The 20,504-nt window shown below is 69.6% G+C and carries 20 protein-coding genes; 15 read left to right on the top strand and 5 right to left on the bottom strand.

Annotation, left to right across the window (positions count from 1 at the left end; translation table 11 throughout):
* Window positions 1–8: 8 nt before the first annotated feature.
* Genes ACGFI6_RS23400 through ACGFI6_RS23385 form a run of 4 tightly spaced genes read left to right on the top strand, consistent with a single transcriptional unit; the run spans window position 9 to window position 3,794 of the window.
* Window positions 9–1,055, top strand: coding sequence for an SLC13 family permease (locus tag ACGFI6_RS23400; protein ID WP_393121844.1), 1,047 nt, complete (start codon window positions 9–11; stop codon window positions 1,053–1,055).
* 21 nt (window positions 1,056–1,076) lie between these two features.
* Window positions 1,077–2,777 (top strand): AMP-binding protein, encoded by a 1,701-nt coding sequence (locus ACGFI6_RS23395; RefSeq protein WP_393121842.1) that lies wholly within the window; start codon window positions 1,077–1,079, stop codon window positions 2,775–2,777.
* A gap of 4 nt (window positions 2,778–2,781) precedes the next feature.
* Window positions 2,782–3,549, top strand: a complete 768-nt coding sequence (locus ACGFI6_RS23390) for an ABC transporter permease (protein ID WP_393121840.1) — start codon at window positions 2,782–2,784, stop codon at window positions 3,547–3,549.
* Complete coding sequence (locus ACGFI6_RS23385) at window positions 3,546–3,794, top strand: DUF2630 family protein (RefSeq protein ID WP_393121839.1); 249 nt, start codon at window positions 3,546–3,548, stop codon at window positions 3,792–3,794. The genes ACGFI6_RS23390 and ACGFI6_RS23385 overlap by 4 nt, the downstream gene beginning before the upstream one ends.
* 157 nt (window positions 3,795–3,951) lie before the next feature.
* On the opposite strand, the gene ACGFI6_RS23380 is transcribed toward ACGFI6_RS23385, so the two are convergent.
* Genes ACGFI6_RS23380 through ACGFI6_RS23365 form a run of 4 tightly spaced genes read right to left on the bottom strand, consistent with a single transcriptional unit; the run spans window position 3,952 to window position 6,713 of the window.
* Window positions 3,952–4,356: a CoA-binding protein gene (locus tag ACGFI6_RS23380; RefSeq protein ID WP_393121837.1), complete on the bottom strand. Its 405-nt coding sequence runs from the start codon at window positions 4,354–4,356 to the stop codon at window positions 3,952–3,954.
* Window positions 4,357–4,358: 2 nt separating this feature from the next.
* Window positions 4,359–4,649, bottom strand: a complete 291-nt coding sequence (locus ACGFI6_RS23375) for a cupin domain-containing protein (protein WP_393121836.1) — start codon at window positions 4,647–4,649, stop codon at window positions 4,359–4,361.
* A gap of 34 nt (window positions 4,650–4,683) precedes the next feature.
* Window positions 4,684–5,337: a response regulator gene (locus ACGFI6_RS23370; RefSeq protein WP_393121834.1), complete on the bottom strand. Its 654-nt coding sequence runs from the start codon at window positions 5,335–5,337 to the stop codon at window positions 4,684–4,686.
* Window positions 5,319–6,713, bottom strand: a complete 1,395-nt coding sequence (locus ACGFI6_RS23365) for a sensor histidine kinase (RefSeq protein ID WP_393121833.1) — start codon at window positions 6,711–6,713, stop codon at window positions 5,319–5,321. The genes ACGFI6_RS23370 and ACGFI6_RS23365 overlap by 19 nt, the downstream gene beginning before the upstream one ends.
* A gap of 109 nt (window positions 6,714–6,822) precedes the next feature.
* Here ACGFI6_RS23365 and ACGFI6_RS23360 point away from each other — a divergent pair, with 109 nt between their 5' ends.
* The 11 genes from ACGFI6_RS23360 (at window position 6,823) to ACGFI6_RS23310 (ending at window position 19,248) form a co-directional block, all read left to right on the top strand.
* Window positions 6,823–7,590: an ABC transporter ATP-binding protein gene (locus ACGFI6_RS23360; protein WP_393121831.1), complete on the top strand. Its 768-nt coding sequence runs from the start codon at window positions 6,823–6,825 to the stop codon at window positions 7,588–7,590.
* Window positions 7,587–9,533 (top strand): FtsX-like permease family protein, encoded by a 1,947-nt coding sequence (locus ACGFI6_RS23355; RefSeq protein WP_393121829.1) that lies wholly within the window; start codon window positions 7,587–7,589, stop codon window positions 9,531–9,533. The genes ACGFI6_RS23360 and ACGFI6_RS23355 overlap by 4 nt, the downstream gene beginning before the upstream one ends.
* Window positions 9,534–9,592: 59 nt before the next feature.
* Entirely contained in the window at window positions 9,593–12,040 is a 2,448-nt protein-coding gene (locus ACGFI6_RS23350; protein WP_393121827.1) for a DNA topoisomerase (ATP-hydrolyzing) subunit A, read from the top strand.
* 14 nt (window positions 12,041–12,054) lie between these two features.
* The gene (locus ACGFI6_RS23345) at window positions 12,055–12,753 is read left to right on the top strand and encodes an LppX_LprAFG lipoprotein (RefSeq protein ID WP_393122524.1); all 699 of its coding nucleotides are present in this window, start codon (window positions 12,055–12,057) and stop codon (window positions 12,751–12,753) included.
* Window positions 12,750–14,459 (top strand): MFS transporter, encoded by a 1,710-nt coding sequence (locus tag ACGFI6_RS23340; protein ID WP_393121825.1) that lies wholly within the window; start codon window positions 12,750–12,752, stop codon window positions 14,457–14,459. Before ACGFI6_RS23345 ends, ACGFI6_RS23340 begins: the two co-directional genes overlap by 4 nt.
* A 48-nt stretch (window positions 14,460–14,507) precedes the next feature.
* Window positions 14,508–15,467 (top strand): sucrase ferredoxin, encoded by a 960-nt coding sequence (locus tag ACGFI6_RS23335; protein ID WP_393121823.1) that lies wholly within the window; start codon window positions 14,508–14,510, stop codon window positions 15,465–15,467.
* Window positions 15,464–15,961 carry a beta-class carbonic anhydrase gene (locus ACGFI6_RS23330; protein WP_393121821.1) on the top strand — a complete coding sequence of 166 codons (498 nt, stop codon included), beginning with the start codon at window positions 15,464–15,466 and terminating at the stop codon, window positions 15,959–15,961. Before ACGFI6_RS23335 ends, ACGFI6_RS23330 begins: the two co-directional genes overlap by 4 nt.
* A gap of 89 nt (window positions 15,962–16,050) precedes the next feature.
* Entirely contained in the window at window positions 16,051–16,638 is a 588-nt protein-coding gene (locus ACGFI6_RS23325) for an RNA polymerase sigma factor (protein WP_393121819.1), read from the top strand.
* The gene (locus ACGFI6_RS23320; protein ID WP_393121817.1) at window positions 16,620–17,300 is read left to right on the top strand and encodes a hypothetical protein; all 681 of its coding nucleotides are present in this window, start codon (window positions 16,620–16,622) and stop codon (window positions 17,298–17,300) included. Before ACGFI6_RS23325 ends, ACGFI6_RS23320 begins: the two co-directional genes overlap by 19 nt.
* Entirely contained in the window at window positions 17,297–17,890 is a 594-nt protein-coding gene (locus tag ACGFI6_RS23315; protein ID WP_393121815.1) for a hypothetical protein, read from the top strand. Before ACGFI6_RS23320 ends, ACGFI6_RS23315 begins: the two co-directional genes overlap by 4 nt.
* Window positions 17,891–17,922: 32 nt before the next feature.
* Complete coding sequence (locus ACGFI6_RS23310; RefSeq protein ID WP_393121813.1) at window positions 17,923–19,248, top strand: hypothetical protein; 1,326 nt, start codon at window positions 17,923–17,925, stop codon at window positions 19,246–19,248.
* A 32-nt stretch (window positions 19,249–19,280) separates the two neighbouring features.
* On the opposite strand, the gene ACGFI6_RS23305 is transcribed toward ACGFI6_RS23310, so the two are convergent.
* Window positions 19,281–20,495, bottom strand: a complete 1,215-nt coding sequence (locus ACGFI6_RS23305; RefSeq protein WP_393121811.1) for a Gfo/Idh/MocA family oxidoreductase — start codon at window positions 20,493–20,495, stop codon at window positions 19,281–19,283.
* Between the last annotated feature and the right edge of the window lie 9 nt (window positions 20,496–20,504).

Raw genomic sequence — 20,504 nt, 5'->3', positions numbered from 1 at the left:
TCGGGAATTTGGTAGAGCGGATCGCGCCGGTCCTGGTGTTCCTCGTCGCAGTCACAGTCATCGCGGAGCTGGCCGACCACGCCAAGGTCTTCGATGTCGCAGCGCGGGAGGCGGCGCACCTCGCTCGTGGGCGGGTCTGGCGGCTCTGGCTGCTCGTCGTTGCCCTGGCCACCGGTCTGACGATCGTCCTGTCGCTCGACACCTGCGCGGTGCTCCTGACCCCCGTGGTGCTGTCGATGGCCCGCCAGTTGGACATCCCTCCGAAGCTGTTCGCGTTCACCACCGTCTGGCTGGCCGGTACGGCGTCTCTGCTACTGCCGGTGTCCAACCTCACGAACCTGCTCGCACTGCATCAGTTCCGCCTGCTGGACGTCAGCTACCTGTCCGTGAGCTGGCGGCCGGCCATCGCGGCGATCGTCATCACCGTCGCAGTACTCGCAGCGCTGTTCCACCGCGACCTGCCGCGACGGTACGTCGTACCGCCCACCCCTGGTGTCGACGACAAGGTGCTGTTCTGGGGGGCCGCGGCGGTGTGCGTGCTCCTCGGGCCGGCGTTCGTGTCCGGTGTCGAGGTGGCGATCCCGGCGAGCATCGGGGCAATCGTGCTGGTCGTGTTGTTCGCCGTACGTCGCCGCAGCGTGCTGCGGTGGTCGCTGATCCCGTACAAGCTGGTGATCACGGTGGTGGTGTTGTTCACGGTGGTCGGGTTCCTGAGTTCGCACGGCCTCGAGGACGTACTGCGGCGGGTGGCGGGGACCACGTCCGAGCTGCGGCTGAGTGCGACGGCGGCGCTGGGCGCGAACCTGTTCGACAACCTCCCGGCGTACATCGCGATGGAGCCGGTCGCCGCCGACAGCCCGCACCGGATGATGGCACTCCTGATCGGCGTCAACTGCGGCTGCCTACTCACCCTCTGGGGTTCCCTCGCCACTCTCCTCTGGCGCTCCCGCTGCCACGCCGCCCGCGTCGAGATCACCTGGTGGTCGTTCCTGTGGCGCGGACTGATCCTCACGCCACTCGTCGTGACCGGCGCAGTACTGGCACTGAATGGGTAGTGAATGGGTAATGTGCGCAACATGGCGACGGAGCAGAGCACTTCGGAGGTCACCCGGGAGTTTCGGGCGGCGCGGGACTTTCTCGTGGCGCATCGCGACGAGTACGAGACGGCGTACCGGGACTTCAGCTGGCCGCAGTTCGAGCGGTTCAACTGGGCGCGGGACTGGTTCGACGCGCTCGCGGTCGAGCAGGCCGAGGTCGCGGCGCTGACGATCGTCGAGGAGGACGGCGAGGTCAATTCACGGACGTACGCCGAGATGGGCGAACAGTCCCGCAAGGTGGCGGGCTGGCTGACGGCGGCAGGACTGAAGCCGGGCGACCGGGTGCTGATCGTTCTCGGCAACCAGGTCGAGCTGTGGGAGACCATGCTCGGCTGCATCCGGGCCGGCGCGGTGATGATCCCCGCCACCACCCTGCTCACCGACGCGGACCTCGCGGACCGGATCTCCCGCGGCAACGTCCGTGCGGTCGTGACGAGCGGCACCGACGCCCCGAGGTACGCAGGCATCGCGGACCACTGCATCCGCGTCGCGGTCGGCGAACCGGCCGAGGGCTGGCTGCACTACCCGGACGCGGCGAGCTACGACGGCCCGGTCCCCGAGGTGGACACCGCCGCCGACGACCCGCTGCTGCTCTACTTCACCTCCGGGACGACGAGCCAGCCGAAGCTGGTCGAGCACACGCAGGTCAGCTACCCGCTCGGCCACCTGTCGACGATGTACTGGATCGGTCTGCAGCCCGGCGACGTACACCTGAACGTCTCCTCGCCCGGCTGGGCGAAGCACTCCTGGAGCAACGTGTTCGCCCCGTGGAACGCCGGCGCGACCGTCTTCTTGTACAACTACACGCGCTTCAACGCCGAGAAGATGCTGGACGTACTGCAGACGTACGGCGTGACCACGTTCTGCGCGCCGCCGACCGTCTGGCGGATGCTGATCCAGGCCGACCTGTCCGCGGTCGACGTCCGGATCCGCGAGTGCATCTCGGCCGGTGAACCGCTGAATCCCGAGGTGATCGAGCAGGTCCGGAACGCCTGGGGCATCACGATCCGCGACGGGTACGGGCAGACCGAGACCACCGCGCAGATCGGCAACCCGCCGGGCCAGCCGGTGAAGCTCGGCTCGATGGGCCGCCCGCTGCCCGGGTACAGCATCGCGCTGATCGACCCGGCGACCGACGAGATCGGCGACGACGGCGAGATCTGCATCGAGCTCGCGCCTGCGCCGGTGCCGCTGATGCGCGGTTACCGCGACGCCGACGAGCTGACCGCCGAGGCGATGCGCAACGGGTACTACCACACCGGAGACGTCGCTAGCCGCGACGAGGACGGCTACATCACGTACGTCGGGCGCTCGGACGACGTGTTCAAGGCCAGCGACTACCGCATCTCGCCGTTCGAGCTGGAGTCGGTGCTGATCGAGCACCCGGCCGTCGCTGAGGCCGCCGTCGTCCCGTCACCGGACCCGGTGCGGCTCGCCGTACCGAAGGCGTACGTCGTCCTCGCCGCCGGGCACGAGCCGTCGCGGGAGCTGGCCGGGGAGATCCTGGCGTTCTGCCGCGAGCACCTGGCGCCGTACAAGCGGATCCGGCGGCTCGAGTTCGCGGACCTGCCGAAGACGATCTCCGGGAAGATCCGGCGCGTCGAGCTGCGCGCGGACGAGGCGAGCAAGGTGCAGAGCGGGAACGCCGGCCAGACCTACGACGAGGCCGACTTCAAGTAGTCCGATGTCGTTCCATACCGGCCTCGGCTGGGCAGCCGTCGGCGTCCTGCCGTTGCTGATCGCGTTCGGAGTCGCGGCCTCGCGGTACGCCGGGCTGCGGCACGACAAGGGGATCGTGACCGCGGCGCTGCGAGCCGTCGTGCAGCTCGCGGCGGTCGGCGCCGTCGTCGGGGTCGCGCTGCAGCACACCGTCGGCGCGCTCGCGTTCGTACTGCTGATGTTCGGTGTCGCGACCTTCACGAGCACGCGGCGGCTGCACGGTACGGCGGTGGTCCCGCGGCAGTGGATGTACTGCGCGGCCGCGATCGGGAGTGGCGCGTTCGCCGTACTGCTGCTGCTCATCCTGCCGGGTGTCGTGCCGCGGAACCCGGCCACAATCCTGCCGATGGGCGGCATCATCGTGGGTGGCACGATGACCGCCACCACGCTGGCCGGGCGGCGGGTGCTGAGCGAGTACCAGAGCCGGTTCGGTGAGTTCGAGGCCGGGCTGTCGATCGGGCTGCTGCAGCCGGACGCGTTCAAGCTCGTGGTGGGGCCGGTCGCGGGTGATGCCCTGCTGCCCGCTCTGGACCAGACGCGGACGGTCGGCCTGGTCACGCTGCCCGGGGCGTTCGTCGGCATGGTCCTCGGGGGCGCCTCCCCCGTCGAGGCCGCCGCGCTGCAACTGGTCGTACTGATCGGTCTGGTCGCCGCCGAGTCGATCGCGATCCTCGTGATCACCGAGCTGCTGTCCCGATCCGGCCTGCCGGACGGCCGTACAGTTACCTCATGACTGACGACAAGGGCATCCTCGGCCGCATCGACGAGCTGGTCGCCGAGGAGCACGAGCTCCGCACGAAGCACGCGGCCGGGCAGGTCGGCAACGACGACGAGAAGACCCGCCTCCGGGCGCTCGAGGTCGAGCTGGACCAGTGCTGGGACCTGCTCCGGCAGCGCCGCGCCAAGCGCGAGTTCGGCGAGAACCCCGACGACGCCGCCGCCCGCTCCACCGACACCGTCGAGGGCTACCTGAACTGACCCCGACGCGCCGATGGAACCGGGACCCGCCCCCGGTTCCGCGGTCGCCGACGTACAACGCGGGCTAGAAGCCGCGGAGCTTCTCCGGAGTGATCCGGATCAGCACCGAGTACGACGCGTGGAACTCGCCGCTGTGCGTCGCGTTGAATCAGGCTCCTTAGCTTGCCGGTCCGAGGCGTCCCCACTCGATCGCCGGGCAGCGGTCCATCACCATCGTGAGCCCCGCCGCGGTCGTTCGGTGGTAGGCGTCCTGATCCACTACATCGAGCTGGAACCACACCGCCCGGGCGTTGATTCCCACCGCCTGGTCCGCGATGTCGCCGGCCAGGTCGGAGCGGACGAAGACGTCCACGCAGTCCACCGGGAACGGGATGTCCGCCAGCGTCGCGTACCCCTGCTCGCCGTGCACGGTCTCCGCCGCCGGATGCACCGGCACGATCCGCTTGCCGTGCCCCTGCAGGAAGCGCGCCACCCCGTACGCCGCGCGGCTGGTGTTGTTCGACAGCCCCACGACGGCCCAGGTCTCACACTCGGCCAGAATCTTCCGGATCGCCTCGTCCATGACTACCTATTCTCGCCCGCCCGAAGCCAGTCCGCCTCGGCGACCTCTTCGAACCACATCACCGCGTCCTCCGTGGACTCGGTCTGCACAGCCACATGCGTCAGCGCACGGTCCGGCCCCGCGCCATGCCAGTGCTGCTCCCCCGCGTCCGTCCAAACCGCGGATCCCGGCCGCAGCTCCACCACCGTGCCGTCGCGATTGCCGACAAACCCCACACCGTCGACACAGATCAGCAGCTGCCCGTTCTCGTGCACGTGCCACGCTGTCCGTCCGCCCGCCTCGAACTGGACCACGTAGGCATGCAGCGCCGGATCGCCGTCGGGCGGTTTAGCTCCTCAGGTAGGTGAGGACGGCGGAGACTCGGCGGTCGCGGCCGGTGTCCAGTTCGAGCTTGGCGAAGATGTTGCCTACGTGTTTGCGGACGGCGGCCTCGCTCACGACCAGGTGTTCGGCGATCGAGGCGTTCACGCGGCCCTCCGCCATCAGCGCGAGTACTTCGAGTTCGCGCGGGGTGAGCGCCGACAGTGGCCCGTCGTTGCGCCGCCGGGCGAGCAACTGCCTCACCACCTCGGGGTCGACCACGGTGCCGCCGTTCGCGACCCGGTCGAGCGATTCCAGGAACTCGGTGACATGCCCGACCCGGTCCTTGAGCAGGTAGCCGATCCCGCCGGTCGTTGTCTCGAGCAACGTCGACAGGTACGCGTCGGCCACGTACTGGGACAGCACCAGGATCCCGATCGCGGGCAGCTCGGCCCGGATCGCCGCAGCGGCCCGCAGCCCTTCGTCGCTGTGCCCGGGCGGCATCCGTACGTCGGTGATCACCACGTCCGGCGGGTCCTTGCGAACGACCGCGAGCAGCGTGTCCGCGTCCCCGACCGTGTCCCTCACCTCGTGCCCGGCGCGGTCGAGGATGCTCGCCAGCCCCTCACGCAGCAGCAGTGAATCTTCGGCCAGGACGATCGTCAGTCGCCGAGTCGGCACGGGCACTCCATCCTCAGTCGTGTCGGCCCTCCGGGTGGGCTGTCGACGTCGAGTGTGCCGCCCAGCGCGTCCAGCCGCGTCACCAGGCCGGTCAGTCCGGTACCGGCACCGAGCTTCGCACCACCGACGCCGTCGTCCTGTACGGAGATCACCAGCCGCTCGCGGTCCACCCAGCCGGACACCTCGCACGTCGAGGCCTGCGCGTGCTTCGCGACGTTCGCGAGCGCCTCGCTGACCACGAAGTACGCAGCCGCCTCGATCGGTCCGGGCAGCCGGCCCGGGATCGTGAAGTGCAGCGACACCGGCAACGGCATCCGGTCGGCCACCTCCCGTACGGCAGCCTCGAGCCCGTGATCGACCAGGACCCGCGGATGGATGCCGCGGACGGCCGCGCGCAGGTCGGCGAGCGCCGCCTCCGCCTCGGCATGGGCCTTCACGACGAGCCGCCGGCCCTCGCCCTCGGGCAGGTCCAGCTCCGCCAGGCCGAGCGTCATCGTCAACCCGACCAGCCGCTGCTGGACGCCGTCGTGGAGGTGCCGCTCGATCCGTACACGCTCGGTCTCGAACGCGTCGACCAGGTCGAGGCGGGACCGCCTCAGCTCGGCCAGGTTCCGCTGCAGCTCGTCCTGCCGCGGCCCGAGCATCGCCTTGGCCAGCGAGGCCTCCGCGCCCGCGATGACACCGAGCAGGTACGAGCTGACCGCGTAGAAGACCGGCCCGAACAGGATCAGGAAGACGAACCCTTCACGCGCCGAGTTCAGCGTCCACGGGCCCATGCCCATCTCGTCGCCGTCGGCGATGATCGGCGCCCCGAGCGTGATCACCAGCGTCGTGACGCTGACACCGGCGAACAGTGCGCTCAGCGGCCAGATCAGTACTCCGAGGACGAACCCGTACCCGAGCCCGCGCATCGAGGCCTGCTCGCGCCGCCGGAACTTGAGCTTCTCGCGCAGCCCGAGCGCCGTAGGCAGCTTCGCGTGCGGGCTGCTGATCCCGTCCACGAGCATCAGGCCGGCCCGGCGGCGCTCCAGCCAGCCGATCGCGCCGCCGATCAGCGGGAACGAGCTGATCATCAGGATGCCGACGAGGATCGGGCTGAGCAACGCACTGAGCCCCGCCAGCCCGACCAGCACCCCGATCGCCAGCGCGCCGACCGGTACGGACGTGAGCAGATACGCATAACTCCGCCACGGCCACGACGAGATCAGGTAACGCGGCGACGCCAGCGCTCCCCAAACGGTCCTGGGGCCTCCCGGTCTGGACTGAGGAGCGGAGGGAGCGAAGCGACCGGAGCGACGAGGGAAGACCGGGAGCAACAGCCCCAGGACCCGCCGCGACGGAGTCGCGGCCATCTCTACCGTCTTCGGACTGTCCACCGGTCCAAGCCTAGGGCGGCGGGCCGTGCTTGGGCGGTAGCGTGCGCGCTACTGCAGGTCTCGTGTGTAGGCCAACGCGTTGGGCGACGTACGGCGGTTTGCTGGCAGCATGACCGCTACCGCGCCGACGTACCCCTCTGTAGCACCAGTCGAGCCACCTGCTCTGTTGCTGGACGGCATCACGAAGACGTACCGCTCCAAGGCCGGAGCGGTGGATGCGCTGCGCGGGGTGACGTACCACTTCGCCCGCGGCTCGTTCACGGCGGTGATGGGACCGTCCGGCTCCGGCAAGTCGACGCTGCTGCAGTGCGCCGCAGGGCTCGACCACCCGACCAGAGGCACGGTCGTACTCAACGGAGTGACCCTGGGCACGCTGAACGAGGTCGAGCTCACCAAGCTGCGCCGCAGCGAGATGGGGTTCGTGTTCCAGGCGTACAACCTGCTGCCGTCGCTGACCGTGTACGACAACGTGGCACTCCCCCTACGGCTCACCGGCCGCCGCCCAGCGCGCAGTGACGTATTGCGCGTGCTGGAGCAGGTCGGCCTGGACGGAATGGCGAAGCGCCGACCGGCCGAGTTGTCGGGTGGTCAGCAGCAGCGGGTCGCGATCGCGCGGGCGCTGATCACGCAGCCGTCGGTGTTCTTCGCCGACGAGCCGACCGGCGCCCTCGACAGCGGAACCAGCCGGCAGGTCCTCGAGTTATTGCGCGCGGCCACCGATCGCGCGGGCCAGACCGTCGTGATGGTCACCCACGACCCGGTCGCGGCCGCGTACGCCGAACGGGTGCTGTTCCTGTCCGACGGGCTGCTCGCCGGGCACCTCGACCGCGCCACGCCCGCGCAGATCGCGGCCGCCATGAGCGAGCTGGAACGATGATGTTCCAGCTCAGCCGGCAGACGGTCGGGCAGCATCGTTCGCTGTACGCCGGCTCGTTCGTGGCGCTCGCGGTCGGCGTCTTCATGCTCGGCCTGGCCGCGACCACGACGGCCGCCACCATCGGCTACCACCGGCCGGACTCGTCGACGATCAGCGTGACGACGCTCGGCGGACCCGACAATCCGGCGCGGCACGTGAAGGTCCCGCTCACCGACGCCGACGTGTCCGGGCTGCAGACCGTGCTCAGCATGGTCGGGGTGATCTGCGGCTTCATCACGATCTTCGTGATCGCGAGTACGTTCGCGTTCGCCGTCGCGTCCCGCCGCCAGGAGCTCGGCCTGCTCCGGCTGATCGGGGCGACGCCGCGACAGCTGCGCCGGATGATCGTCGGCGAGGCGCTCGTCGTCGCACTCGCCGCCTCACTCACCGGAGCGGTCGCGGCCCAGCTCGCGACTCCGCTGCTACTGAGCAAGGCGTCGTACACCGAACTGGCACCGGTGAAGCTCGAGCCCGCGGCGCCGTGGGTACCGCTCGCGATCGCGGTCGGAGCGGGGATGCTGGTCGCACTGCTCGGGGCCCGCTCGGCCGCGCGCCGGGCCGGCAAGGTCGCGCCGATCGACGCGCTCCGCGAGGCCGCGCTGGAACCGCCACGGATCGGGCCGGTACGGATCATTTTCGGGCTGCTGTTCCTGGCCGGTGCGATCGTGATGCTCACGCTGATCCGGCCGTCGACCGGTGAGGGCGCCGTACCGCTGGCGATGTTCACGCCGATGGTGATCGTGATCGCGCTGACGCTGCTCGCACCACTCGTCGTACCGGTCCTCGGCCGGCTGTGGGCGGCGCCCTTGGTCGCCTGGACGCACGTGTCCGGGCGACTGGCCCGCAGCAACGTCGTCGCCGCGCCCCGCCGGAGCGCCTCGCTGGCCGCGCCCATCGTCGCGATCTCTGCGATCGCCGGCTCGATGGTGCTCAGCCTGAGCTTTGCTGCCGACAGTTCGGCGGCGACGATGCGTGATGCGGTTCGCGCGCCGATCGTGGTCAGCGGAGCAGCACCCGCTGCCGACCCCGGTCTGAAAGCGGTGGATGCCGCCGTACCGACGCAGGTCGTGCGGATCTCGGAGGACGACGCGCAGTTGGAGGACGTCGAGGGGATCGACCCGGCGGTTGCGGCGCAGACGCGGGACCTCAGCGTGCTGGACGGCGATCTGAGCAGGCTCACTGGGAACGCGGTCGCAGTCGCCAAGGAGGCGGCCGGGTTCGAGCACTACCGCGTCGGCGACGAGATCCCCGTGGTGTTCCTGGACCGGCAGCCGGTGAAGCTGCGGGTGGTGGCGATCGTGAAGGACGCCTTCGGGGTGAACTCGTCGTACATGATCCCGCTCGACGTCGCGCGGAAGCACGCACCAGACGCCCAGGTCGAGCGGAGCTTCGTACTGCCTGCGGACGGAGTCGCGGCAGCGGACCTCGTACAGCGGCTCCCCCACGCACAGCTCGCCGCGGACTGGGTGGCGGACCAAACTGAAGGGCTCCGGAAGGGCAACCAGGTCGGACTCGTGATGCTGCTCGGGCCGGCCGCGCTCTACAGCGCGATCGCGATCGCCAACACGCTCCTGATGAGCAGTCTGCAGCGGCGCCACGAGTTCCGTACGTCGCAACTACTCGGCGCGACCGGAGCGCAGCTGCGCCGGATGGTGCTGTGGGAGTCGTCCCTGGTCGGCGCGGTCGCCCTGAGCCTCGGGACCGCGACCACGATCACCGTCGGTGTCCTGATCCGGCACGCGATGACATCGGGGCTGACGGACGTACCGACGACGGTCCCGTGGGGCATCCTGCTGGGCATCGGCGCACTCTGTCTGACCCTGGCGGTAGGGTCCGCCTTGGCCCCGACCGCGTACCTTCTGCGGGTCGTGACCAGGCAAACAGTGGGTGAGCAGGGACAATAGGGGCGGCGCCGGACCGTCGCGGCGCCGGCACCACTTGATCGAGGAGTTCGTAGACCCGAATGGCACGTCGTACCAGTACCGCCGAACCCGAGGACTTCGAGGAGCACATCCTCGACGTCGACGTCTCCGACGAGATGCGCACCAGCTACCTCGAGTATGCCTACTCGGTGATCTACTCGCGGGCCCTGCCGGACGCGCGCGACGGGCTGAAACCGGTCCAGCGGCGGATCCTGTTCTCGATGGCGGAGAACAACATCAACCCCGCTCGCGCCCACGTGAAGTGCGCCCGCGTCGTCGGTGAAGTCATGGGTAAGTACCACCCGCACGGCGACGGCGCCATCTACGACGCCCTCGTCCGCACCGGCCAGACCTGGTCCATGCGCGTCCCGTTGATCGATCCTCATGGCAACTTCGGATCTCTGGACGATGGACCAGCGGCGATGCGATACACCGAGTGCCGGATGGCGCCGCCCGCGGTGGCGATGACGGATGGGCTGAGCGAGAACGTCGTCGATTTCAAGGCGAACTACGACGGCCAGGAGGAGGAGCCGGCGGTGCTGCCGGCCGCCTTCCCGAACCTGCTCGTCAACGGCGCCGCCGGGATCGCGGTCGGGATGGCCACGAACATGGCCCCGCACAACCTGGTCGAGGTGATCCAGGCGCTCCGGCACCTGATCAAGACGCCGACCGCCGACCTCGACGACCTGATGCGGTTCGTCCCCGGGCCGGACCTGCCGACCGGCGGCAAGATCGTCGGCCTGGACGGCATCAAGGACGCGTACGCGACCGGCCGCGGCAGCTTCAAGATGCGCGCCACCGCCCGGATCGAGAACGTCACCCCGCGCCGCAAGGGCATCGTGGTCACCGAACTGCCGTACTCGGTCGGCCCGGAGAAGGTGATCGAGAAGATCAAGACCCTGGTGCAGAGCAAGAAGCTCCAGGGCATCGCGGACGTCAAGGACCTCACCGACCGTACTCACGGCACCCAGCTGGTGATCGAGGTCAAGAACGGCTTCGTCCCCGAGGCACTGCTGGAGCAGCTTTACAAGCTGACCCCGCTCGAGGACTCGTTCCACGTCAACAACGTCTGCCTGGTCGAGGGCCAGCCGCGCACGCTCGGCCTGAAGCCGCTCCTCGAGGTCTACCTCGAGCACCGATACGACGTGACCCGGCGGCGCAGCGAGTTCCGCCGGAAGAAGGCGCAGGACCGGCTGCACATCGTCGAGGGCATGCTGATCGCGATCCTCGACATCGACGAGGTCATCCAGGTGATCCGCAGCAGCGACGACTCCGCCGCGGCGCGGTCCCGGCTGATCGAGATCTACGACCTGTCCGAGATCCAGGCGAACTACATCCTAGACATGCCGCTGCGCCGCCTGACGCGCTACTCCAAGCTCGAGCTGGAGACCGAGAAGGGCGAGCTGGAGCGCGAGATCGAGGCGCTCAGCGCGATCATCGACGACCCGAAGCTGCTCCGCAAGACGGTCTCCGACGAGCTCGCCGAGGTCGCGAAGACGTACGGCACACCGCGCCGGACCGTGCTGCTGGAGTCGTCCGGCGCGACCAAGACGGCCGCGGTACCGCTCGAGGTCAGCGACGACCCGTGCTGGATCCTGATGAGCTCCACCGGACTGCTCGCCCGGACCAACGGTGTCGAGCCGTTCGGGCCGACCGAGTCGCGGGCCAAGCACGACGCGATCGTGTCCGTGATCAGGAGCACCGCCCGCGGGCAGTACGGCCTGATCACGAGCGCCGGCCGGCTGATCCGGCTCGAGTCGCTCGACCTGCCGGCCGTACCGACGACCGCGAACGCGCCGAACCTGCAGGGTGGCGCGCCGATCGCGGAGTTCGTGTCGCTGGAGCCCGGTGAGAAGGCGCTCGCGCTGACCACGATGGACCCGGACTCGGTCGGCGTCGCCCTCGGTACGTTGTCAGGCGTGGTGAAGCGCGTCGTACCGGACCACCTGAGCAACCGTGACTCGTGGGAGATCATCGGGCTGAAGGACGGCGACCAGGTCGTCGGAGCGGTCGAGCTGACGACGGGCGAGGAGGAGCTGTGCTTCATCACGTCCGACGCGCAGCTCCTGCACTTCTCAGCGTCCGCCGTCCGGCCGCAGGGCCGCACTGCCGGCGGCATGGCCGGCGTCCGGCTGGCGACGAAGCAGAAGGTCGTCTTCTTCGGGGCGGTGGACGCTGGCCGCGAGGCACAGGTCGTGACGATCGCGGGCTCGTCGTCCGCGCTGCCGGGGACCGAGGTCGGTGCTGTGAAGGTGACCCCCTTCAGTGAGTACCCGGGCAAGGGCCGCGGGACCGGCGGTGTGCGCTGCCAGCGGCTGCTCAAGGGCGAGGACGGCCTCCTGCTCGGGTACATCGGCGTGGCGCCGGTGAAGGCCAGCGCCAGCAGCGGTGCGCCGGTCGAGCTGCCGCCGATCGACCCGCGCCGGGACGGTTCCGGCGTGCCGGTCGCGCAGCCGATCGCTGCGTGCGCTTCCGATCTGGCAGGCTGACGTCCGTGAAGAGAATGCTCGCGCTGTGCGCGGTCGTCGTCCTTGCCGTGGCGGGCTGCAACGACAAGAAGGACACCGCCGGCGGTGGCGGCGACACCGGCGGGGACGCGGTCGCGCTGCTGACCGGCGCGAAGAAGGCGATCGACGACGCGGCCAGCGTGCACATCGTGCTGACCGGGCGCGACCTGCCGGAGAACGCACGGACCCTCGGCAGCGGTGACGGCGTCGCCACCCACGCGCCGGCGTTCAAGGGCAAGCTGACCGTGCGGTCCAGCGGGTCGCCGATCGACGCCGAGGTGGTCGCCGTCGGCAGCAAGGTGTACGCCAAGGTGTCGTTCGCACCGGCCTTCATCGAGCTCACGCCGAGCCAGCTCGCCGGACTCGGCGCGCCGGACCCGGCGATTCTGCTCGATCCCGCCAAGGGCCTCACCGCCGTACTGCCGACGCTCAAGGACGCGAAGGTGAAGGGCCAGACCCGCGACGGGTCCAAGGTGCTCACCGAGGTGAGCGGTTCGGTCGAGGGCAAGTCGCTGCAGGGCATCTTCCCGAAGGCACCGGCCGACGGCAGCTTCCCGAGCACGTTCAAGATCGACAAGGACAGCGGACAGCTGGTGTCGGCCACGATCACCGGGCCGTTCTACTCCGGTGCCACCAGCAGCTACGACGTCACCCTGGACAAGTACGGCGAGAAGGTCGAGATCACCGCACCGTGACATCGGGGCGGACCTCGGGGCGGACCTCGGCGCAGGCCCGGCTGACGCTCGCGTCGATCGCGGTCGCCTTCGCGGCAGCGGACACGTACGTCGTCGTCCTCGCACTGCCGGACATGATGTCCGGCGTCGGGCTGTCGGCGGACGAACTGCAGCGGGCGGCGCCGATCATCTCGGGGTTCCTGCTCGGCTACATCGCAGTACTGCCGCTGATCGGCCGGATCGCGGACGTCGTCGGCCGGACGCCGGTGCTCGTCGGGGCGCTGTTGCTGTTCGCGGTCGGGTCGTTGGTGACGGCCGGTGCCTATGACCTGCCCCTGGTGGTAACCGGTCGGTTTCTCCAAGGCGTCGGCGGTGGTGGGCTGGTCCCGGCGACGTTGGCGCTGGTCGCCGACCTGTGGCCCGCCGATCGGCGAGGGCTGCCGTTGGGCGTGGTCGGGGCCGTCCAGGAGCTCGGCTCGGTGCTGGGGCCGCTGCTCGGCGCGGCCGTCCTCGCAGTGGCCGACTGGCGGTACATCTTCTGGCTGAACCTCGTGGTCGCCGTTGTGCTCGCGCTCCTGCTGCGGCGCCGATGGCGCCCACGGGTCTCTGGCGTGATCGGGTTGCTTGCCTGCATCGCGCTCGGGCTGACGCTCACCGCACCGGACCGCTTGGCGTCGGGCGTGACGCTCGGGTTGCCATTCGTGCCCTTCACCGGGACGTCACGGCTGCTCACCCCGATCGGGGTCGCCGCGCTCGTGCTCGCGCTCGGCTGGCTCGGTCTCGTGCTGCAGCGCAGCCGCGGCCACCTGGCCGGCGTGCTGGCGCAGGTGGATCTCGTCGGTGCGGTGCTGCTTGCGCTCGCGCTGGCGGGTGTGGTGCTGGCGTTCGCGACGGCCGATCCTGAGCGGCAGCTCATGTCGCCGGCTGGGCCGTGGCTGCTGGTTGCGTCAGCCGTCTGTGCGGTCGCGTTCGGGTTCTGGCAGCGCCGTACGCCGGCCGCGATCGTCCCGCGTGGGTTGCTGGGCAGTCGTGCGGCGTGGGGCTCGCTCCTGGTCAGTTTTCTGATCGGTTGTGCGTTGATCGCAGCGCTGGTCGACGTACCGGTGTTTGCCCGGACGACGCAGGGCGGCGGGCAGTTGGACGCCGCGTTGGTGCTGCTGCGGTTCCTGATCGCCCTGCCGGTCGGCGCGGTGGCCGGTGGATGGCTGACCCGCCGGTACGGGCTCGGGCTGATCACCGGTGCGGGGCTCGGACTGTCCGGGGCGATGTTCGTGCTGATGGCGTACTGGGGCCGTACCGCGCTGGATCACTGGCCGGCGACCCTCGTACTGCTCGGCTGCGGTCTCGGGTTCGGCCTCGCGCTGTCGCCGCTCAACACCGCCATGCTCGGCGCGACACCGGCCGGCAGCCACGGTCTGGTGAGCGCGCTCGTGGTCGTCGCGCGGATGGTCGGGATGCTCGTCGGCGTCTCCGCACTGACCGCGATCGGCCTACGCCGGTACTACGCGCTTGCCGAGGGCATCAAAACGCCCAACGAGCTGTGCCCGTCGTCACCGGCGAACTGCCGGCCGTACGTCGACGCGCTCCGGGACGCGGCCGTTTCACAAGTTCACGCGATCTTCGCCGGAGCCGCCGTGTGCGCGTTCCTGGCCGCTCTTCTCGGGGTGCTGCTGCTCGGCCGGCGCTCTGCTGGTCCTGGCCGCGAACGTGGTGCAGCGCACACATGATGATCATCATGAGGGACAGCTGTCTCACGTCGCGTACCGTGTGATGCTGTGAGCCCTGCACCTGCCTCCGGCCTGTGCTCGACGTTCTGTCGGGTGCTCCAGGAGCCGTTGCCCGGCACCGCGGTGGTGGCGACCGGCTGGGTCGTCGTCGAGCAGCCGGGCCCGTGGGGCGCCAAGGCGCCGACGCAGAGCCACCTGGATCCGGTCTTCGGTGGCGCCTTCGACGACCGGTGCAAGAAGCTCGACGTCCGTTTCGGCCTGATCCGCTCCCCCGGCCGGCACGCTGACGCGGTCCAGCGGTCACACCAGGTCTTCGTCGCGTCGACCACCCCCGGCCGTACGTGGCTGCTCAGCGGCCAGGTCGCCGACCCGGTCGAGCTGGACGCGCTCGACCTGCGTGCGGTCGCGCGTGGTGACCGTACGGCGGTTGTCGCGTCGCTGCCCTCGCTGGCTCCCGTCGACGACCCGATCGTCCTCGTGTGTACGAACGGCAAGCGTGACGGCTGCTGCGCCGTACTCGGCCGGCCCCTCGTCTCCGGACTCGCCGAACGGGTACCGGGACGCGTGTGGGAGGCCACCCATCTCGGCGGGCACCGATTCGCGCCGACAGCGACGTATCTGCCGGCCGGAACCATGCACGGCCACCTCACGGTCGACACAGCGGTCGAGGTACTCGCCGCAGCCGATCGTGGGGAGACAGTTCTGACCGGGCTGCGCGGTCGCTCCACCTGGAGCAAGCGCGGTCAGGCCGCCGAGGTCGCCGTCCGCGAACTCCTCGGCGAGCTCGCGCTGGATGCCCTGCGGATCGTCGGCGAGGACGCCGGCACCGTGACCGTCCAGCACGCCGACGGCCGGTCGTGGAGCGTGCCGGTCAGCACCGCACCCGCCGATCCACCCCGTCCGGACTCCTGCGGAAAGGAACCGTTCGCCATGTCGATCCTGCAAACCGGTACGCCAGTACCCGAGTCAGGTCCAGAATCCGGTCCAGTGTCGGGTCCGGTCCGATGAGCGGCGGGTTCGACGACCTGCTGGCCGCGAACGCGGAGTACGCGGCCGACTTCCACTACAGCGGCTTCGACGGGATCGCGCACGCGGGGATCGGCGTGGTCACCTGCATGGACTCGCGGATCCCGCCGCTGGAGATGCTCGGCCTGAAGGCCGGCGACGCGAAGGTGCTGCGCTCGGCCGGCGGCCGGGTCACCGAGATGACGATGACCGGGCTCGTGCTCGGCGTCCAGCTACTCGGCGTCCGGCGGATCATGATCATCCCGCACACCCGCTGCGCGATGGCCGCGATGTCCGAGGACGCGCTCCGCGAAAAGGTCGAGCTCGCGGCCGGCAAACCGGCCGGCTACCTGCCGATCTCCGTCATCCCCGACCAGCTCGAGGCCCTCCGCCGCGACGTGGCCGCGGTCCGCGAGCACCCACTGATCGGCGAGGACATCGTGGTCGGCGGCTTCATCTACGACGTAGACACCGGCAAACTGACCCAGATCGACTGACCGGCCCCTGCCCGAACGCTCGCCGCACTGTCCGACAAGTACCTGATGACAGCGGTCGTCGAACAGTGCGCGGGCAGAGAGCGGGGCGGATGACGAGCGACGAGGAGCAGTTGCGACTCTCGCAGGAGGTCGCGTCGGCCTTCGAGCCGCTGGTCGAACGCCTCGCGCCGCCGATCCACGCCTACCTGGCCAGGCGCGCTCCCCACGAAGCCGACGAACTGCTCGCGGACGTGTGGCTCGCCGCGTTCAGCAGCCGCGCGACGTTCGACCCGACCCGAGGCACCGCGCGGGCCTGGTTCTTCGGCATCGCTCGCCATACCCTGCTTGCGCACTACCGCCGGACCGCGCGCGATGCCGCGCCGCACGGCACTGGTCCGACGGAGATGGACTGGGCGGCAGTCGACGCCCGGTTGGATGCGGCTGCCGTACGGCCCGCGTTGATGGAAGCGCTCGCGGAGCTTCCACCGGTCGAGCGTGAACTGCTGCTGCTTGTCGGGTGGGAACAGCTGACTCCGACCGAAGCCGCTGACGTGGTCGGCATCCCTGCGGGCACTGCGCGGTCGCGTTTGCATCGTGCGCGGGAGCGGATGCGCGAACGGCTGGCGGACTCCACGCAAGTACTCGGTAAGCGACGTTCAGAGCTGGAAGGAGATTCGCCGTGGACGAGCAGCAGTTGACGGACGAGCGCTCCGAGTTGCCCGGATGGGACGAACTGGTCGCCGCCGGGAGCGTCGAGCCGCTGGATGCCCGCGTGCTCGAGGAGGTGCGGACCCAGGTACGCCGGGCGGCCGAATCGGCGCAGCCTCGAAGGGCTCGTAGGCTGTCTGGTGGGCGTTGGAGCATCGGGGGTGCAGCATTGGCGGCTGGGGCTGTGGCCGCCGTTGCGGCCGCGATTTTGGTTGCGGTGGTGCTGGTCGGCGGCGGGCTGGACAAACCGCCGGTCGCGATTCCGGTGTCCCAACCCACTGCCTCGCCGACCGGCCGTGGGGCGAGTTGTGTCGAGGGGTACTCGCTGACGACCCTTGCGCATCGGAACATTGCGTTCGACGGGACGGTGGAGCGGGTGGTGGGGATGGGTGAGGGGCCGGTGGGGCGTGTGCAGATCACCTTTGGCGTCAACGAGTGGTTCCGTGGTGGGGCAGGCCAGCGGGTCACGGTGGTCGCCGATACGGCCGGGGAGGATGCGGATCGGTTGGATCTCCAGCGGGGCAGCAGGCTGCTTGTGTCGGGGCAGACGCAGCCGGGCGCGCTTCACCCGATCGCGTGGACCGGGTGCGGGTTCACGCGGTCGTACGACGCGGCCACCGCAGCCGACTGGAAGTCCGTTCTGCACGGATGAAGGTCACCAGAACTCGCGTTGCCGGGTGGGTCGAGGTCGTCCTGCTGGTGCTGGGCGCCATCGGGCTGCTGATCTTCGGGTACTGCCTGTTCGGGTTCAGTGTCGGGCTGCCGCAGGTCGATCCGCGACGGCACGGCATCGGCACGAGGGGTGCGGGGCTGGATGGGTTCTGGTTGGTCGCGCTGCTGATCACGACCGCGACGATCCTGTTCGTGGGTGGGTTGCCGACCGGTAGGGCGTGGTCGAGCCGCGGGTCGCTGCGCGCCGCGATCGCGCAGGGCATCGGCGGGTTCGTCATTGCCTGCTGGACGCTTGCGGTGGCGGAGTTCAACGCCGGCAGCTACTTCACCGGCACCGACGACGCGTGTACGTACCCGAACTGCTGGCCGGTCGACGCGCAGAAGTGGGCGTTCGTCGTACCGGGGGTGCTGATCGGCGTCGTGATGATCGTGATGGCCCTCCTGGTCACGCGGATCCCTTGGTACGTCCGTGCGTTCACCCCGGTCGTCGTCTGGGTCGTGGCCGTGCACGTCCACTACTGGATCTGGACCGCCTACCTACTGCCCATTTTCGAGGGCCCGCCTCGGTAGGAGATGCGGGTGCGATCTGGTAGACAGCCTGTATGAGACTCCGCCCCAGCTCATTTCAGCGTTCTCTGGTTGCCGGCGCCCTAGCGGTGACCGCGGTGCTGTCCGGTGCCCCGATCGCGCACGCGGCGCCCGACACCGCTCCGGCGCTGCACGGCGGGCCGGTGACCGGCTGCCTGGATCATTCGGTCGTCGGTACGGTCGAGGAGCAACGCCTCACCCGCGGCGTCAACGGCGGACCGTCGGTTCCGGCCGAGATCCTGCGGCGCACCGGCTTCGACCACCAGGTCGGCGTCTTCGCGCAACTCCTGTGCCGGGTACCCAACCGCAAGGCCGCGACCGCGCTCGTCCGCGCGCACGGCGAGGCGCTCTGGCGGGCCGCGACCCACCGCGCCCAGCACGCACCCCGCGGCACGGACGCTCTCCCCTCCACCGACGACCGCGGCCTGTACTGGGCGCGCCTCTCGATGGCGCTGACGCTGCGCCAGTGGCAGCCTTCCTTCGGCCTCACCACAGCCGAACGCGCCGACCTGATCCGCTCGTTCGAGTACGCGTCCCGCGGCATCACGAGCACCCGCTTCACCCCAGGCGTACGGAAAATCCTGGTCACCGGGTTCGACCCGTTCACGCTCGACGCGGACATCCGGATCGGCAACCCCTCGGGTGCCAACGCCCTCACCCTCGACGGCCGGCGCTGGACCGTGAACGGGACGACGTACGAGATCCAGACCGTGGTCTTCCCGGTGCGGTACACCGACTTCGACGAGAGCATGGTCGAGAACACGCTCGCCCCGCACTACCGGCCGGGTCCGCAGCACGCCGACGTCGTGATGACGAGCAGCCAGGGACGGGTCGGCATCTTCGACCTGGAGGCGTTCAACGGGCGGCGCCGTTCGGTCAGCTCGATCGGCGACAACAACAACCTCTGGGGCGGCGGCACGATCAGCGCGCCCGTCGTGTCCCCGAGCATGCCGGCCGGCCCCGAGTGGATCACGTCCAGCCTGCCGCTGGCGCGGATGGCGCAGACCGCCGTACCGGCGCCGTTCCGGACCCGCGTCAACACGTCGGTGCTCGAGATCCCAGCCGGCCAGACCACACCCGTACGGCGACCCGACGGGCCGACCGCCGGCTCGATCGCGTCCGAGGGCACCGGCGGCGGCTACCTCTCGAACGAGGTTGCCTACCGCAACACCTTGCAGCGCGACCTGCTCGACCCGTCGATGCCGGCCGGGCACCTGCACGTACCGGTGCTCTCCTTCGACCTCACGAACAAGACAGCTGTCACGGATCCGACGTACGAAGCCAACCGGCAAGCGATCGTCGCGGGCGCCCATGCGATCCTCCGCGCCGCCCTCTCATGATCAGAATAGTGATCATCTGACCACTATTCTGATCACAATCTGAGGACGTCGGCGGTCCGCACCGGCAGCCCGGTTTCGAACGAGCGATTGGCCGCGAGCCCGGTCACCAGCGCGAGCGCAGCCTGCCGCGCATCCGCGACCTCAGCGCCTTCCGTCGGCTCGTCGTCGAGCAGTGCGGCCAGGACGCGCGGGTCGGCGCCACCATGGCCTTCATGGTCGTGATCGACGGTATGGTCGACCGGCGGCGACCAGAACGGGCGCAGCGTGATGCCGGTAAATGTCGACTCTTCGACATTCAATTCGAGTCGTCCGGCCGATCCATTGAACATCACCCGATAGCCCTCGTACGGCGCATACGCAGTCAGGTGGTACGTCATCGTGGCGCCGGTGTCGTACCCGACCAGTACGGCCATGTCGTCCTCGATCGACACGCCCGCACCGAACACGTTCTGGTCGCGGTGGTAGCCGTCCTCCCCCTCGGCGTCCAGGTACAGCTCCCGCATCGTCGCGTTCTCGGCCATTTGCAGCGCGAACGGATCGTCGGCCGCGGCGCCCGATCCGTGTGCACGCGCGTACTCACGGGCGTACCCGTGCTCGTGACCCGGTCCGTAGAACGCCAACTGCCCTTGTGCATAGACCGTTTGCGGCTCCGCGCCGATCCACCAGTTCACGAGATCGAAGTGGTGACTGGCCTTGTGCACCATCAACCCGCCCGAGTTCGCCTTGTCGCGGTGCCAGCGGCGGAAGTAGTCCGCGCCGTGCGACACATCGAGCAGCCACTCGAAGTGCACCGAGTGCACGGACCCGATCGCTCCCCCGGCCAGCAGTTCGCGCACCCGCCGGTGCACCGGATTGAAGCGATAGTTGTACGCCACCGACAGCGTGCCGCCGGTCTCCTCAACGGTGTCGAGGATGCTCCGCGCCTTCACCGCATCCGTCGTCATCGGCTTCTCGCAGATCACCCGCGCACCGGCGCGCAGCGCGGCGTTGATGTACAGGTCGTGCGTGGCGTCGACACTCGCCACCACCACGAGCTCGATCCGCTCGACGCGCAGCATCTCCTCGAAGCGCGCCGGCGGCCACAGATGCGCCGTACGTCGGCCCGCGGCGAGCAGCATGCGGTTGTGGAACGCCATCCGGACCGAGTTCGGGTCGCAGAACGCGACCACCTCGTACGCGTCCCGCTTGGCCAGGCCCTCGGTGAACAGCTGGGCCCGGTGACCGGTGCCCACGATCGCAGTGCGCATGACTTCCCC

The organism is Kribbella sp. NPDC048928 (genome assembly GCF_043197975.1).
Lineage (GTDB): Bacteria > Actinomycetota > Actinomycetes > Propionibacteriales > Kribbellaceae > Kribbella.
The sequence above is the reverse complement of the archived record's forward strand: the minus strand, read 5'-3'. Positions and strand labels throughout refer to the sequence as shown.